Source organism: Halochromatium glycolicum, from assembly GCF_016584085.1.
Classification (GTDB): domain Bacteria; phylum Pseudomonadota; class Gammaproteobacteria; order Chromatiales; family Chromatiaceae; genus Lamprobacter; species Lamprobacter glycolicus.
Map to the genome: position 1 here is coordinate 1 of NZ_NRSJ01000051.1, position 12,813 is coordinate 12,813.

20 protein-coding genes and 1 pseudogene are annotated in these 12,813 nt (G+C 61.6%); 11 read left to right on the plus strand and 10 right to left on the minus strand.

What is annotated here, in order from left to right; translation table 11 throughout:
- Positions 1-376: 376 nt before the first annotated feature.
- The 5 genes from CKO40_RS20105 to CKO40_RS20130 form a co-directional block, all read right to left on the minus strand.
- Entirely contained in the window at positions 377-907 is a 531-nt protein-coding gene (locus CKO40_RS20105; protein ID WP_200348244.1) for a hypothetical protein, read from the minus strand.
- Positions 908-1,088: 181 nt separating this feature from the next.
- A complete protein-coding gene (locus CKO40_RS20110) occupies positions 1,089-1,340 on the minus strand; it encodes a class I SAM-dependent methyltransferase (protein ID WP_200348245.1) in 252 nt (83 codons plus the stop codon).
- Between the two features lie 409 nt (positions 1,341-1,749).
- Positions 1,750-1,944, minus strand: coding sequence for a hypothetical protein (locus CKO40_RS20115; protein ID WP_200348246.1), 195 nt, complete (start codon positions 1,942-1,944; stop codon positions 1,750-1,752).
- A 22-nt stretch (positions 1,945-1,966) separates the two neighbouring features.
- Positions 1,967-2,812 carry a transposase gene (locus tag CKO40_RS20120; RefSeq protein ID WP_276570840.1) on the minus strand — a complete coding sequence of 282 codons (846 nt, stop codon included), beginning with the start codon at positions 2,810-2,812 and terminating at the stop codon, positions 1,967-1,969.
- Positions 2,813-2,822: 10 nt separating this feature from the next.
- Positions 2,823-3,128 carry a hypothetical protein gene (locus tag CKO40_RS20130; protein ID WP_200348247.1) on the minus strand — a complete coding sequence of 102 codons (306 nt, stop codon included), beginning with the start codon at positions 3,126-3,128 and terminating at the stop codon, positions 2,823-2,825.
- A 264-nt stretch (positions 3,129-3,392) separates the two neighbouring features.
- Between CKO40_RS20130 and CKO40_RS20135 the strand changes: the two genes are divergently transcribed.
- The 7 genes from CKO40_RS20135 (at position 3,393) to CKO40_RS20165 (ending at position 8,559) form a co-directional block, all read left to right on the plus strand.
- Positions 3,393-4,268 (plus strand): hypothetical protein, encoded by an 876-nt coding sequence (locus CKO40_RS20135; protein WP_200348248.1) that lies wholly within the window; start codon positions 3,393-3,395, stop codon positions 4,266-4,268.
- 1,376 nt (positions 4,269-5,644) lie between these two features.
- Positions 5,645-5,836 carry a hypothetical protein gene (locus CKO40_RS20140; protein ID WP_200348278.1) on the plus strand — a complete coding sequence of 64 codons (192 nt, stop codon included), beginning with the start codon at positions 5,645-5,647 and terminating at the stop codon, positions 5,834-5,836.
- Between the two features lie 53 nt (positions 5,837-5,889).
- A complete protein-coding gene (locus CKO40_RS20145; protein ID WP_200348249.1) occupies positions 5,890-6,447 on the plus strand; it encodes a DUF6036 family nucleotidyltransferase in 558 nt (185 codons plus the stop codon).
- A complete protein-coding gene (locus CKO40_RS20150) occupies positions 6,447-6,878 on the plus strand; it encodes a hypothetical protein (RefSeq protein WP_200348250.1) in 432 nt (143 codons plus the stop codon). The genes CKO40_RS20145 and CKO40_RS20150 overlap by 1 nt, the downstream gene beginning before the upstream one ends.
- A 370-nt stretch (positions 6,879-7,248) precedes the next feature.
- Entirely contained in the window at positions 7,249-7,605 is a 357-nt protein-coding gene (locus CKO40_RS20155; RefSeq protein WP_338074233.1) for an RpnC/YadD family protein, read from the plus strand.
- A gap of 249 nt (positions 7,606-7,854) precedes the next feature.
- Entirely contained in the window at positions 7,855-8,145 is a 291-nt protein-coding gene (locus tag CKO40_RS20160; protein WP_242477206.1) for a type II toxin-antitoxin system Phd/YefM family antitoxin, read from the plus strand.
- Between the two features lie 9 nt (positions 8,146-8,154).
- Positions 8,155-8,559: a PIN domain-containing protein gene (locus tag CKO40_RS20165; protein ID WP_200348251.1), complete on the plus strand. Its 405-nt coding sequence runs from the start codon at positions 8,155-8,157 to the stop codon at positions 8,557-8,559.
- A 342-nt stretch (positions 8,560-8,901) separates the two neighbouring features.
- On the opposite strand, the gene CKO40_RS20170 is transcribed toward CKO40_RS20165, so the two are convergent.
- A complete protein-coding gene (locus CKO40_RS20170) occupies positions 8,902-9,240 on the minus strand; it encodes a tyrosine-type recombinase/integrase (RefSeq protein WP_200348252.1) in 339 nt (112 codons plus the stop codon).
- Positions 9,228-9,374, minus strand: a pseudogene (locus CKO40_RS25470) (hypothetical protein); the annotation flags it as partial. The gene CKO40_RS20170 and the pseudogene CKO40_RS25470, both read right to left, overlap by 13 nt.
- 79 nt (positions 9,375-9,453) lie before the next feature.
- Here CKO40_RS25470 and CKO40_RS20180 point away from each other — a divergent pair.
- Together CKO40_RS20180 and CKO40_RS20185 are read left to right on the plus strand one after the other, a co-directional pair.
- Entirely contained in the window at positions 9,454-9,615 is a 162-nt protein-coding gene (locus tag CKO40_RS20180; protein WP_200348253.1) for a hypothetical protein, read from the plus strand.
- A 475-nt stretch (positions 9,616-10,090) separates the two neighbouring features.
- Positions 10,091-10,369, plus strand: coding sequence for a hypothetical protein (locus CKO40_RS20185; RefSeq protein ID WP_420827401.1), 279 nt, complete (start codon positions 10,091-10,093; stop codon positions 10,367-10,369).
- 280 nt (positions 10,370-10,649) lie between these two features.
- On the opposite strand, the gene CKO40_RS24595 is transcribed toward CKO40_RS20185, so the two are convergent.
- Positions 10,650-11,024, minus strand: a complete 375-nt coding sequence (locus tag CKO40_RS24595; protein WP_242477207.1) for a hypothetical protein — start codon at positions 11,022-11,024, stop codon at positions 10,650-10,652.
- A 53-nt stretch (positions 11,025-11,077) separates the two neighbouring features.
- Here CKO40_RS24595 and CKO40_RS20195 point away from each other — a divergent pair, with 53 nt between their 5' ends.
- Both CKO40_RS20195 and CKO40_RS20200 read left to right on the plus strand, forming a co-directional pair.
- Entirely contained in the window at positions 11,078-11,362 is a 285-nt protein-coding gene (locus CKO40_RS20195; RefSeq protein ID WP_200348254.1) for a type II toxin-antitoxin system ParD family antitoxin, read from the plus strand.
- Complete coding sequence (locus CKO40_RS20200; RefSeq protein ID WP_200348255.1) at positions 11,359-11,700, plus strand: type II toxin-antitoxin system RelE/ParE family toxin; 342 nt, start codon at positions 11,359-11,361, stop codon at positions 11,698-11,700. Before CKO40_RS20195 ends, CKO40_RS20200 begins: the two co-directional genes overlap by 4 nt.
- Here the strand turns inward: CKO40_RS20200 and CKO40_RS20205 are convergent.
- Together CKO40_RS20205 and CKO40_RS20210 are read right to left on the minus strand one after the other, a co-directional pair.
- The gene (locus CKO40_RS20205) at positions 11,652-11,999 is read right to left on the minus strand and encodes a hypothetical protein (protein WP_200348256.1); all 348 of its coding nucleotides are present in this window, start codon (positions 11,997-11,999) and stop codon (positions 11,652-11,654) included. The two genes, CKO40_RS20200 and CKO40_RS20205, sit on opposite strands and share 49 nt — an antisense overlap.
- Positions 12,000-12,024: 25 nt before the next feature.
- Entirely contained in the window at positions 12,025-12,783 is a 759-nt protein-coding gene (locus tag CKO40_RS20210) for a DUF2887 domain-containing protein (RefSeq protein ID WP_242477208.1), read from the minus strand.
- Between the last annotated feature and the right edge of the window lie 30 nt (positions 12,784-12,813).

Genomic DNA, 12,813 nt, shown 5'->3' on the forward strand with positions numbered 1-12,813 from the left:
GCCGCCGCGAGACCGCCCGCGCATTGCTGGCGCAGACCAGGCTGGACGATGCGACCATCGCCGCGATCACCCAGCTGCCGGCGGCGGAGGTTGCCGCCATGCGCCAGCACCCGCCGCGCTCGGAGAAGTAAATCAAAGGGGTCGGTAATCAAAGGGGTCAGGTTCAGCAATTCAGGTGACAGTTTACTTAGTGGCTGTCCATCTTCTACTTCCCGATGATCGTCCAACAGTGGCCCTCAAATCGGGAAGACGTTGATGGACAGTTCCTTATTGCGCCAGGCAAAGCCTGGAAGAGGGGCAAGAACGCCTTTCCTCTGCCTGCGCAACGCGCCGGTCTGAGCCCCGGGAGGCCGGCCAGGACCGGGCATTGGTTCGATCAGGAGCTGATCAGGAGATCAGCAAGCTTGAGGATGATGCCGAGCACGGCCAGTCCGCCGATCATCCAGCGGGTCTGGCTGGCGATGGCCTGATGCAGGTTGACCTCGACCTGTTTGATCTGCAGCTCCACGGACTTGATCTGCTCCTGTAGGCGGGCATCACCCTCCCTGATCTGCTCCTGCAAGCGGGCATCACCCTCCCTAATCTGCTCCTGCAAGCGGGTGTCGCCTGCCCTGATCTGCTCCTGCAGGCTGGCGTCGACCTCTTTAATCTGCAGCTCCAGGCCTTTCATCTGCTCCTGCAAGCGGGCATCACCCTCCCTGATCTGCTCCTGAAGGCGAGCCTCGACTTCCCTAATTTCCTTCTGCAAGCGCAGTTCGCTCTCGCGCACATGACTTTGGGTGGCGAGCTCACTAATCTGCGGGAAGCGCGCATCGAGGGCCTCGACGGCCTGGGCGATCAGGCGCGCGCGCTCCTTCTCATCGGTGGTCTCTGTCAGCTTGGCGTAGAGGTCAAGCGCGGCGCTCATAGGTGGCAGCTTCGGGGCGGCAGCTTCGTTGGTTACAAGCCTCGTAACACTCTAGCAAAAGGCGGCGCAACCTACCGGCCACTGAACTGAAATTAGCCGAGCAACGCATAGGTGGACCGGGTAAGTCGCTCATCCGCAGATCAGCGAGCTCAAGCTGAAGTTCGGCTACGTCAGTCGAGCTTCAGCCCTTCGATCTCGGCGATCCCCTCGGCTCGACGGCGATGACCTGATCACCGGCCCCGACCCGTTCGGCCAACAGCACGCTGTAGTAGCCGATATTGGCGCCGACGTCCAGTATCCGATCACCGGGGCGGGCCAGCCCAAGCAGCGACCGAGTCTCCGCCGGCTCGAACAGTCCGTTGACGGTCAGGCCCAGGCTGTCCACGTCGTCGACCAGCATGCATTGCTGATTAAACAGCTTGATAGCGCGCATGAGTGTTGACCGAGACTGGGGTGGCTGTTCGGATCGCCGTCGTTGCGTCGGCAAGCGCCCTCAACGAGGCCGAGCGGCTAGAAGGTTACGGATTGCAAGCGCCAATTTTAACCCCAATGCGAGCCCAAAGCGGCGTCAGCACGACAGGCTAGCGAGGGCCAGAAGGCGGGTCAACGCGAAACCGAGCCAAGAATCGCCTGGCTCGCGCCAGCGGGGAGGGGCGTCTTTTCGCGCAGGACTGCGCGAGCTCGCGGTAGACACCATCCCACTGGCGGTTCAGGTGCGCGGCCCCAAGATGGGAGCGCGGCAGCACATGCTGCGCGCGCTCATCGCCGCTCGCATCATCGCCGATGGAGCGGCTCTTGGTTGTGCGCTGTGTTCGCCAGCTTCGCGATACCGCGAGTCTGCATCAACGGCATGCGCGAGCCTGAAGGCTCGGGTTGGTGCCGATCTCGATGGCTGCTCGAGGAATGAACCAGCGCCCGAAGCCATTGTTGGCTTCGGGCGCATAGACCGTCAGCCCTTCGAACTGGCAGATGCGTTGTTGCGGGGATAGCATTTCATCCTTGTTCGCCGGAAGACGCCAGTTCCCGATTTCCAGCACCGGGTTCTCAGGGTCAGACAGATCAGTGCGGGTGCGGCCCGGGAATGCCTCCGGCTCTTTTGGATTTCCCGTGACATGAATGCTCAACAAAAACAGGTTGTTGAGCGGTCAGACGTGACAGGAGTCGGCTGATCGTTACAAACGGAGGCACAGTGTAACCCCTTGATCTTCCGTCCATGCTCAAGTCCTGTGGCTGTTTGCGCAACGCCCACATCGCGCCTTTCAGGCGTTGATACTGGGTTGCGGAGAGGGTGCGCTTGAGCCGTTTGAGCTCCTGCTTGCGCAACCTGTCGACGGCCTCGCGGTAGCGTTTGGCGACATGGAAACGATCGGCGACCACGCGCACACGGCGCCCAAAGACCGCCTTCGCCGCACCGATGAACCCCTCGTAGAGATCACTGCACAGCACCCGCACCGTTCGCCGTAAGCGCTTGGGGATACAAGATAAAAACTCGACCACGGTGGCCTTCTTGCGGTCCTTGAGCACGCCGAGGATGTGGGTCCGATCACCGCTCTGCCCGGTAACGATGGCGACAAAGTCATGGTGGCCTTTCTTCAGGGCAATCTCATCGATGCCGATGACCTCAAGCGACGGCAACGCTTCCCAGTCGGGAGTCGTGGCGATGTGACGATCGAGCAGGCCTTGGAGGGTCTCGATCGAGACCCCTTCCTTGTGCGCAACATCACTCAACGTGCTATTGATACAGGCGCGCAGCAGGTGCTCCTCGTACGCCTTGCTCATGCGACTGCGACGGTTGAACCAGGGGACTTGCTGCGTCGTGGTCGGCCCCTCGTCACAGTCGCAGCGATCGCGCGGGAGGCGAAACCGAAGGTAAACCGGCTTACCCAATAGATCTAAATGGCGCATCGTCTTCCATTCACTCCAGCCATTGCGCGTGGTGATCCAGTCGCCACAGCGGTGGCACGTCGTCCCCTACCTCCTCAGATTCAATGGGTTGCGCGAATAAGTCGTCTTGTAACGCAATCCCGGCTTGCGGGCGGTCCCGCTGCCAGTAACCGGGATGGGCGGCACGGCGGAAGCGTATCCACTGCATGTTTGCTGGGCCGCGGAAGTAGTCCCGGTTGGCCGATTTGCTCAACCAACTGTGCTGACTGGCAGCCTTGCGGGGTACAGGTTGCACCGTTGACGGCAGCCGTGCGGGATTTTTCTGCGTGAACGGCATTCGGCATTCTTCCTCCCCTCAAACCTCGGTTCGATGACAGATTTCACCCTATGGAGCCAGATTTCGTCCCCTGGAGCCGATCTCTTCCGTGACGCCGGGTCTTGACGCCCTGCAGGCACCGACCGATACTTCACCAAACGCGGTTGGCTTTCCTGGCCTTTTTTGCGTGCACCAGACATCCGCGCTGTGGGAGATCCCGCGCATCGGCACGCGTGATACGGACGTACGCGAGACCATCGATCACGACGCCACCAGGATTGCACCATGGCCCCGTATCAATACTTCCAGTGTCGTGCCTGCGGACAACAAATGGTCGTCGAGACCCCGCCGGCGGGGATCGTGCCCCATCCGCAATGCAGCGGCTGCAAGCAGTTCAAGATGGAGTTCATCGGCGACGGCGTAGCGCCCGTCCTGCCCCCGCCGCCCCCGCCGGGGACCCGCACGGCGCAATGGCAGGCCCAGGCCGCCGCCATGACCGACGTCCCGAAGGTTCTTTACAGCGGCTCCGGCGCGAACCACGGCGCCATGGTCGACTACTCGGTCAGCGAAAACACCGCGAAGGCCGTCGTGCAGGTCGACTACAGGGTCGGCAGTTCGAACAACCGCACCGTCGCCTTCCACAACTCGCTGCTGACCCGGCAGGGCCCGCCCGCGGACTGGCTCATCAAGCCCGCCTTCGGCGTGCTTGGATCGCCACTGGCCTGGGCGAGCCTCGACCCGAAGAAACTTCCGCCCGGCGCCGTCCTCAGCGACGCCCCGAAGATGCCCCAGCGCTTCGATGTCGTCATGCCGCTCGGCAACCACGCCTTCGGCCTCATCCACCTCCTCGCCGGCCACCTCAAGGATGCGCGCAGCCTCACGGGCCCCCCGAGCTCCGGACTTTCCGCCGAGGACGAGGTCTACCGCACCACCCAGGGTGTTCAAAGAGGCATCGGCGAAGCCCTCAGCCCCGGCGGCCTTAACGCCGTCGCCCTCGAAGACCCCGTTAACCGCAAGTGGATCTTCCTCGGGGCCAACGGCGTCACCCTCGTCGTCCGCGGGCACGCCAACGGCGCCTTCAGTGCCACCACCATGTTCAAGGGCGGGAAGATCGCGCCGACCGCGCGCAAGGCATGGAAGCGCCGGGGCGTCGTCCTCTAAACCGCGTTACGCCCGCTGGAACTCGATCTCCATCGTCTTGAACTCATCGCCCCCGGCGAGGCGAACCACGACGCCATCGTGCGCCGGTCTTGGTCGATCACGCGAAACACCGACCGCTTGCGCATCTCCTGCCCGGTCTCCGCGTTCGTCAGCGTATCCGTCATCCCCGCCCGCCCACGATCACACCCGCGCGCCCCTGCGCTGCGCCCTTGGTTGAGATTGGCCTGCTCCGCTTGGGTACCAGCCCAAACCATCCGGGTTTGGTCGTTTGCTGCTTCAGCGCAGCTCACCCACCCGCCTGGGACGATGCTCCCGAGCCGATGCCGGACTGAGACCTCCCCCAGCAGCCCGCGCCCGACTTCGAGTTTGATCAGCGCGTCTCCTGGTGGCCGCCGTCTCATGCGGGAGGCGGTGCCGAGCGCCTTCGTCTTGGCCCCTCCGGCATGACCCCGAGCCCGCTCAAGCGCGCCGTTTCAGCCTGCCACGAGCGTCGCCAGAGGTCGCTCCGCCCTGTTTCCGGTTCTTGACCTTGCATCCAGAGCTCCACTATCGACCTGCCTCAGCGCCGGGTCAGACCCTTAGGGCGGCTTGGATTTCCTAGGAGCCGCCGGCAAGGCCGCGAATCTTGGAGGGTGAAAGTCCCTCTACCGTCAATTGCTCGATTCGGACGGTTAGCATATCCACTGCTCGGGGAGGTAACGAACCGAGTTCTGCGTGGACGTAAAAGTCACGGCTGCCCTGGGCGGGTCGAGAGGCCAGCCCGGCGGTGGGAACGACCGGGGTGGCGAGCAAACCTGGGGCCTGAACATGAGTGAATGACTGCAGCCTCGAAAACCAAGCCCCGTACGGAAGTCGTTGTGCGGGATTTTGTGCGGTTCCGGCCCCGTTAGGAAAGGGGAAGGCCGATGCCCTGTGGGAAGAAACGAGCACGTGCACCAGAGGGGCGACCGGGGTAAGGGTCCAGGCACCTGGGGAAAGATTCGCGGAGATGACGCCGGGAACGGCCTCCTTGCAGCAGGGGCACGCAGCAACCTGCAAAGACTCAGGGTACAAGGGTAGAACCGAGGCCGTGAGAGGATTGAGGTCGGGCGCATGAGCCCGTAGGAGCGAGAAAGCCGGGGTAGTGCCTGGCGACACGGGTGACAGTCCCGTGCCGAGTGGTGGTCACATCGACCCTCGGGCGAAGGGGCTCTCGGTACAGGGAGTGAGTTCCGGTGACGTGGTGAGTTCCGGTGACAGTTTATTGAATTGCGCTCGCTGGTCCGGCCCATCGCAGATTTCCCCATCCATCTTCGAGGTCCGCGCCTCAAGGGCTCTTGCGTGCCTTGCTGAGCGGGTGTCTGCGGGTACTCACTCGCCTGCGCTACACTCGCCCGATGACCAGCAAAACCACCAACTCTCCATCCGCTTCGCCCAAAAGCGACCACGACAGCCCGTGGAAGGAGGCGCTGGAGCATTACTTCCCCGAGTTCCTGGCGCTCCTGTTCCCAGCCATCCACGCCGAGATCGATTGGACCCAAGGGTGCCGCTTCCACGTTGCCCTAAACACCTCGCCGAAATGCCTATAGACCCGGGCGAGTCTCCCACCATCGAGCCCGATACCGCGTTAGGGCGTGCGCTCGTGGCATTTTTTGATGTGCTTGAGCCGGTGTACGCCAGTGGCGAGAAGGGCGTTTTCCAAGTTATCGTTTTCGGTGGCTGCGCAGTCCACGTCCATACACAGGCGCGAGGGAGTGCGGATGTGGATGTTGAGATGGCATCCCACGGTTACGCTGATCCGGCCGAAATCGTTGCGCTTCTTGGTGAGGACGCCTATGCCTTCACGAACGAAGAAGGCGTGACGCAGATGCTGGAGTTGGACCCCAGCTTCAACACGACGCTTGCTCCGCTCAACGAAGACTACGAAAGTCGCGTCATCCGGCTGATGACGCAAAGCGGCGTCCGCAACGTCGAGGTCTATGTTGCAAGTGCGCTCGATGTGGCCATCACAAAGCCTGGTCGATTTGGTGATCGCGATCAGCAGGATATCCAGGCGCTGTTGCAGCTTCCTGAGGTTGATATCGCCGAGTTTGAACGATTAACGCGAGAAGCGATCAGCTATGCTGTTGGCGATCACGCCCGTCTCCTAGGCAATTTGAACGTTGTACTCGACAGCTATGACCGCAGCGAGGATCGGTGATGACGGTTTCCGATACACATCAACAGTTGTATCAGGTCGGCGCGCGCCCTCTTGAGCGCTCTGTCGATGAGGTGAAGCAGCTCGCAGAAGCGGTCTGGTATCACGGGTATCGCCCGACGCGGGTGGAACTGGAGCGGCTGCGCGACCTGATGCCTCGCGATGGGTTCCAGCGGACACTTTGTGTGCTCGAGCTGCTGAGTCAGTATCCGGTGTGTCGCCGTGATACTGCACGACACTTGCAAGAACTCACCCGGCAATTCCACCGGCAACTTCTAGGGCATGACGACACGCCAACCCAAGGGCGCTATTCCCCTAGCAAGCGGTGGGGCCTAAGTGATGCGACCGCACCGCTGCGCCAGGCGCTGTTGCCTCTGCAGACACGGACGTATGCTGATGCCACAGGGCATCAGCATGGCTTGAGTGGATTGTAATGGTCAAAGCCTCGAGTTCCGGGGACAGTATAGGTAACTGCTCTCATTGACCTGTCTCACCGGGCGTGTTGGGCGTCAGTTCTCGCCTTGTTGCATTTGCGTTCGAGCCACCCAGGCAAGGACGCCCAGCCCCTGACTGATTTGGCTTAACGAGGTTTCACACTTCCAGCCCCCGGGGTTCGCGCCTCGGGGGGCTCTTGCATGCCTTGCTGAGATGGTCAAACTGCTCGACTACGACAAGCCCGAGCGTTGGGCCGAACTGGAAGCCAGCGACAACCTCTTCGCCCTGGTGGTCATGGCCTAGATCCGCGCCAAGCTCACCCAGGACGCCAAGCAGCTCAAAGGCTGGAAATTCCACCTGATCCGCTTGATGTACGAACGTGGCTATGAGCGCGCCTTGATCCTGGAGCTCTTTCGACTCATCGACTGGATGATCCGCTTACCCGAGGCGCTGGAAGCGGACTTCCGTCAGCAACTCTATACCTACGAGGAGCAGCAGCGTATGCCGTATGTGACGACCGTTGAACAGGCAGGGATCGAGAAGGGCATGAAGCAGGGCGTGAAGCAGGGCGAAGCCAGGACACTACTGCGGCTGCTCGATCAGAAATTCGGCCCCGAAGCGGCACAAGTGCATCGCGAGCGCATTGAAACCGCCGAACTCGAGCAACTGGACACCTGGTTGGGTCGCATCCTCACGGCTGAGACCCCTGAGACCATTTTCCACTGAGGCGGCCCGGCGACTGGGCCGCGCAGACCTGGCAGCTGCTGCAAAGCCAAGGCCAGCGCTTGCTCAAGGAGGGCAAGCCCATCGAATCGGCGGAGGAGAATCTGGCGCAGCTGATCCAGCAGGCCGAGACCCTCGCCCAGCAGCAGCTGCCGATGTTGAGGGCGTTGAGTGTGGTGTAAGGCTGCGGATGGGAGAAGCGTTTGCCGGGGCTGAGGTGACTGTAAGCTGAAGTCGTTACCGGAGCATACCTTGTATCCAACCTGGGCCGAGGGTATTCTGACCACATGGTCTTTTTATGGAGGTTTTCTCATGCGACATGTGCAGGTCACTGAAGCAAAAGCGGCGTTTTCCGGGCTGCTAGCCGCCGTTGAAGCGGGTGAGACTGTCGCCATCACGCGCCGTGGGCGGGTCATCGCCCGACTGGTGCCCGATAGTCCGACCATGGCGGCCGATGTCTTTCAACCGTTCTGGGACCATCCTGAGGAGATTGATCTGGTGGTGCCGGATGAGCGGCCACCGGAACCGGTCGCGACGCTGTAGGACACCGGGGTGCGCTACCTACTCGACACCAACATCATGATTGCAGCGATGAAGGAGGTCGCCACGGTCAAACGCCGGCTGCAGCAAATGCTGTTGGCCGATATCCTGCTCTCTCCTGTCGTCCTGGGCGAGCTTGAGTTCGGGGTCGAAAAGAGCGCTTATCGGGAGAAGAACGCGGCCCGTCTCGCTGAGTTAGTGGAGACGTTGGAGCTGGCGCCCATCGATGACCGGGTTAGCCGGCGCTATGGCGAAATTCGCGCCCATCTCGAGCGCTGCGGCACCCCCATCGGCGCGAATGACCTCTGGATTGCTGCGCAAGGCTCTGCGCTAGGCGTGATTGTGGTCACGGATAATCAGGAAGAGTTCAATCGCGTCCCTGACCTGCGCACAGAGAACTGGTTAAATTGCCGATAGCTGTTTGGTACCGGGTGATCGTAGGTTCCACGCTTCCAGCCCCGGGGTTCGCGCCTCCGGGGCCAATTCTGGCAATTCTGGGTAGAGTAGAGAGCAGGCATCACGCAGCCTTAGACACGGCCTATCTGTTCCCGCCCCTTTCGTCTGGCGGTGCCTCACTAGCCGAATCATCGTCACGAGATTCCAGCCCTCCCTCATCAAACCGTGCATACGGTTCTCCCGTACATTATGTGGCGCGCCACATGAGATGCGTAATGTGGCGTTGCCTGTTATGTGGCGTCCCGTCGCGCAGAGGCCGTAGATACTGATCTACGGCCAGCCCGGGCGCCACATAAACGAATCCTACAGCGATTGGAGAAATCCCATCAAGGAGGCGTCGTCAGCCCAGTGTTTCCCAGGTCTGGTATCGCCAGTGAGGGCGCATTTTGCTAACGCCTTAGCCTTCATCTCCAAGTCGAACTCGGCATAGACATGCGTGGTGTTGATCGAGGCATGCCCGAGCCAAGCCCGGATCGTGTTGATATCCACGCCGGCACGCAGGAGAAAGACGGCGGTGGTATGGCGAATCGAGTGCGGACTGACGCGCTTGCTCGCCAGCGAAGGGAGCTCTCGGCTGCTGCTTTTTGGGCGCAACGCTCCACCAGCGCGTGGATACCAAAGCGCGTGATCGGTCGGCCACATCGGTTAAGGAATACTGCCTCGGTCGGCGCGCGTTCCGCCACCAAGGGCGCGAGCATCTGCACGGTCGTCGACCAAAGCGGGCAAAAGCGGATCTTGTTGCCTTTGCCGAGCAACCGGGCTGAGGGTTGAGCCAAGTCGAGGTCGGCAATCGTCAGCCCGGCCGCCTCACTTGCCCTTGCCCTTGCCCTTGCCCCTGAGTTGAAGTCGGCGGTGGTGAAGATTCGTGAACGTGTTTCTGGGCGTCAAGTCATCCTCGCCTCGGCACATGTGGTGCAGATCAACATTGTCGGTCATACGGGTGCGAATGGATTTGCTCGCCTGACCACACCCGCCGTCTTTGATGGCGACGTCATTTCCGGACCGCTTGCTGGCTGATGCTGGTGGATGACCGGAGGCGGCGCAGTTATTGTTGCCGCCTCGGCCTTAGGGCTTCGCGGCGTCCATCGATCCCTTTTTTCCTTCGCCCTTGCGGGCCGATCGCAGTCCGCAGGGGCTCGATCACGGCGTCATCGGGGACGGTGCGGGGGTCTCGTTCGCGCAGCAGGCTTGCTCTTAGGCGATTTCTGTCAAAGCTCATACCAGCCTTGCTGGTCTTTTCGCTCGCCTTCTTCGTCGCGCCGCCGGTCACATAGCCCGGCTATGCTCCCGGCGACGCTCCTCGAAGGCAAACGACAATCCTGCGCAATTCGGTACGAGCTTTTCCGGCAATCGCCTTAGACCCGGGCTCAGGGAGTATCAAGCGTGTCTGGGGGACCGATCAGCGCCTGACAGCGGTGGTGGTCTTGATCGGACGCCCCGCCCGCTGCGGGCTTGGGTGACCTTCTTCAAACACTGGCAAGAGGAGCTGACGATGGCGACTGTGGCCCATGAACCGGTCCAGCAGGCGATTAACCGAATCCGCGAGCTCAGTGCGGATGAAGAGGCCCGTCGTCAGGCCTTCGTGAGTGAGCGCGCACTGCACGATGAGGTGTCGTTTCTCAATGAGGCGAGGCGAGAGGGACGCGAGGAAGTGGCGCAGAACCTGATTGCCTTGAAGTTGTTGACGGATGAGCAGATTGCCGCTGCGTCAGGCTTGAGCGAAGCGGAGGTTAAAGCACTTCATGAGAGGCTGAAGCATCAAGCGCGCTGAACCGAATCCGCGCACTCAGTGCGGATGACGAAGCTGTAATGGTCAGAAAATCATCTGACCATCGAGTTGTAGATTCTAGCCTGGTTGTCAAGCGCATTGTAGGCCATCGCGGCGGGCCGAACAGCGGTTCGCTACCCGAAATCGTCGGACCAAGCGCGCTTCCGGCTTGGCACGAGGCCAAATTTCCGAATTCCAGACACAGATCACCCTCGGCTGTCGGCACCGAAACCCGAGATTCCCGTTGTTCAGCTCAGGGACTTAAGTCGCCCAGCGGTCGCTGCTATGCAGCCGGCCAAGCCACGGCTTGCGCTCGAGCTTGCGCGGTGTCTTGAAAAACGCCGGACCGTTCGCCGCCGGGTTGTCGGTCAGATCCGGCAAGACGGGCGGCTCGACACCATTGGCCATGTGCGGGCGAGCAGTGTCCCGCGCGCTTGTCCGCTGAAACCACCTTCTGGCGCAGGCTCTTGAGCTCCAGCGACAGCACCTTCAGCTGCAAGCGCCGCTTGGCCCAAGCGATGCGGTCACGCCGGTAGCGCTGCACGCTAAGCAACCCCACAACCAACCCGCTGGCAAAGGCCAGCAGGGGTATCCACCACGGCATCGGGATTTCTCTGATCGGCAAAAAGCGGTTGAGGATAGGCGAGGTGGCTTGCACTGTTCAAGACTGATTGGCAGAATGTGCCAGTCTTGGATCCAAGGAGTCATGTCATGCCCACCCGCAATGTCGTGCTGACCGATCTTCAAGCCAAGTTCGTCGAACAAATGGTCGCCAGCGGCCAGTACCAAAACGCCAGCGAAGTCCTGCGTGAGGGCTTGCGCCTGGTGCAGACCCGCGAGGCGGAGCAAGCCGCCAAACTCGCGGCCTTGCGCGAGGCGGTGGCGGTCGGCATCGCCGATATCGAGGCGGGGCGCTACATGGACTTTCAAGACGTCTCCTCGCTGCGTGCGCACATCAACAGCATCAGTCAGCGTGTGCTGGCGAAGCAGGGATGAACAGTTGGACGGTGCGTCTGACCGATCAGGCCGCTCAAGATGTTGAGGAGATTCTGGAGTGGACGCTCGAACAGTTTGGGCCGTTGCAAGTCGATATTTACACCGATGTCATTAACGATGCGCTTGAAGACTTAGCCGAGGGGCCTGAAAGCCCGGGTGTGCGATGGCCTTTGGAATTGGGCAAATATGTGGCAAGCCTGCATGTCGCGCGCAATGGACGCAAAGGGCGGCATGAGGTCGTTTTTCGAGTTGACGAGCGCGCGCGCCTCATCGAGGTGCTGCGTATCCTTCATGACAGCATGGACCTGGCGCGACATGTGTCGCCGGAAATTGCCTGAGGTATCGAGGACTCCTTGCCTTGATCGCGATGCGTCACCCAGTCGATGAGCGCATTCACCCGCGCGTTGGCCTGTTGCCGGCGGCGCAGATCCTCCGGCTGCGCCACCAACCGCTCCAGCGCCTCGGCAGCGCCGCGCCGGATGTTGGTCGCCCCGGGTAACTGATCACAGAGCAAGCGCTCGGGCCACGGCTGCGTGACCGGCTGACAGGTGTTATCGGTCCAGACATCGCTCTCGCGCTGGCCGATGAAGGACTCGATCAAGCGCGCGGGCGTGCCGACCCGCTCGGACCACTGCACCAGGGCACGACCGGCTCGCCTGCCCTCAATGGCGCTCGCCCTGGGCGCCGAGCAGATCCTCAACGCCGGTGGCATCAAAAATGCCATCCAGCCAAGTGTCGAGCTGCGCCTCAGAGGCTGCGGCAATGCGATGCTCGGCCCAACTGGGCGGCGGGCCGAAGCGGCGGCTGAGCAGTCGGCAGAGGGTACCGGCCTTGCCCTCAGCCTTACCCTCAGCCTTACCCTCCGCAAAGATGGATTGATAGGCCTTCGTCTCCTGAATGGGTGTCACCAGATTGAGCATGCTCCAGATCTCCTGCGCGGTCTTGCCGATGAAGCGTTCGAAAAACCAGAATTCTAAAACCTCTGACAACGTCTCGCGGGTGTCTGCGTCGAGTGGGGCTTGTTGGATCGTTTGCCAGAGCACTGGGGCACGTTGCGTCAGCTCGGCATCGGTCTCGATGATCAGCGGTGCGAACACCGCAACATAGGGATTGTCGGGCTCGCGCGCGAGCCAGTCGCGCAAGAAGCTGTCGAGACTGATGCAGCAGATCGGCGAGCCTGGGGCGTGTACCCAGTGCGGTCGCTCCGGAATATCCGCCTCGCGTAGGAACACCGCCATGCCGAGGACTTCGTGCTCGGGGTGCTCCTCGCCATAGAGCCCGATCTTGGCGGTGAGGTTGTAGAGGGACTTGGGCACGGGCTGGGCCTGAAACTCGACCACATAGGTGCGTATTCCGACCCATCGTGACCACCGATTCCGCTTGAAGGTGACCGCCGATTCCGGCGCAACGTGACCAGCCATTCCGCCATCGTGACCAGCCATTCCGGAAAC

Excerpts from the sequence above, each read along its gene's own strand:
- CKO40_RS20130 (WP_200348247.1), bottom strand. The coding sequence starts at position 3,128 with ATGCCGTTCACGCAGAAAAATCCCGCACGGCTGCCGTCAACGGTGCAA.
- CKO40_RS20105 (WP_200348244.1), bottom strand. The coding sequence starts at position 907 with ATGAGCGCCGCGCTTGACCTCTACGCCAAGCTGACAGAGACCACCGAT.
- CKO40_RS20155 (WP_338074233.1), top strand. The coding sequence starts at position 7,249 with ATGTACGAACGTGGCTATGAGCGCGCCTTGATCCTGGAGCTCTTTCGA.
- CKO40_RS20210 (WP_242477208.1), bottom strand. The coding sequence starts at position 12,783 with ATGGCTGGTCACGTTGCGCCGGAATCGGCGGTCACCTTCAAGCGGAAT.
- CKO40_RS20140 (WP_200348278.1), top strand. The coding sequence starts at position 5,645 with ATGACCAGCAAAACCACCAACTCTCCATCCGCTTCGCCCAAAAGCGAC.
- CKO40_RS20120 (WP_276570840.1), bottom strand. The coding sequence starts at position 2,812 with ATGCGCCATTTAGATCTATTGGGTAAGCCGGTTTACCTTCGGTTTCGC.
- CKO40_RS20150 (WP_200348250.1), top strand. The coding sequence starts at position 6,447 with ATGACGGTTTCCGATACACATCAACAGTTGTATCAGGTCGGCGCGCGC.
- CKO40_RS20195 (WP_200348254.1), top strand. The coding sequence starts at position 11,078 with ATGCCCACCCGCAATGTCGTGCTGACCGATCTTCAAGCCAAGTTCGTC.
- CKO40_RS20200 (WP_200348255.1), top strand. The coding sequence starts at position 11,359 with ATGAACAGTTGGACGGTGCGTCTGACCGATCAGGCCGCTCAAGATGTT.
- CKO40_RS20110 (WP_200348245.1), bottom strand. The coding sequence starts at position 1,340 with ATGCGCGCTATCAAGCTGTTTAATCAGCAATGCATGCTGGTCGACGAC.
- CKO40_RS20170 (WP_200348252.1), bottom strand. The coding sequence starts at position 9,240 with ATGTGGCCGACCGATCACGCGCTTTGGTATCCACGCGCTGGTGGAGCG.
- CKO40_RS20185 (WP_420827401.1), top strand. The coding sequence starts at position 10,091 with ATGGCGACTGTGGCCCATGAACCGGTCCAGCAGGCGATTAACCGAATC.
- CKO40_RS20135 (WP_200348248.1), top strand. The coding sequence starts at position 3,393 with ATGGCCCCGTATCAATACTTCCAGTGTCGTGCCTGCGGACAACAAATG.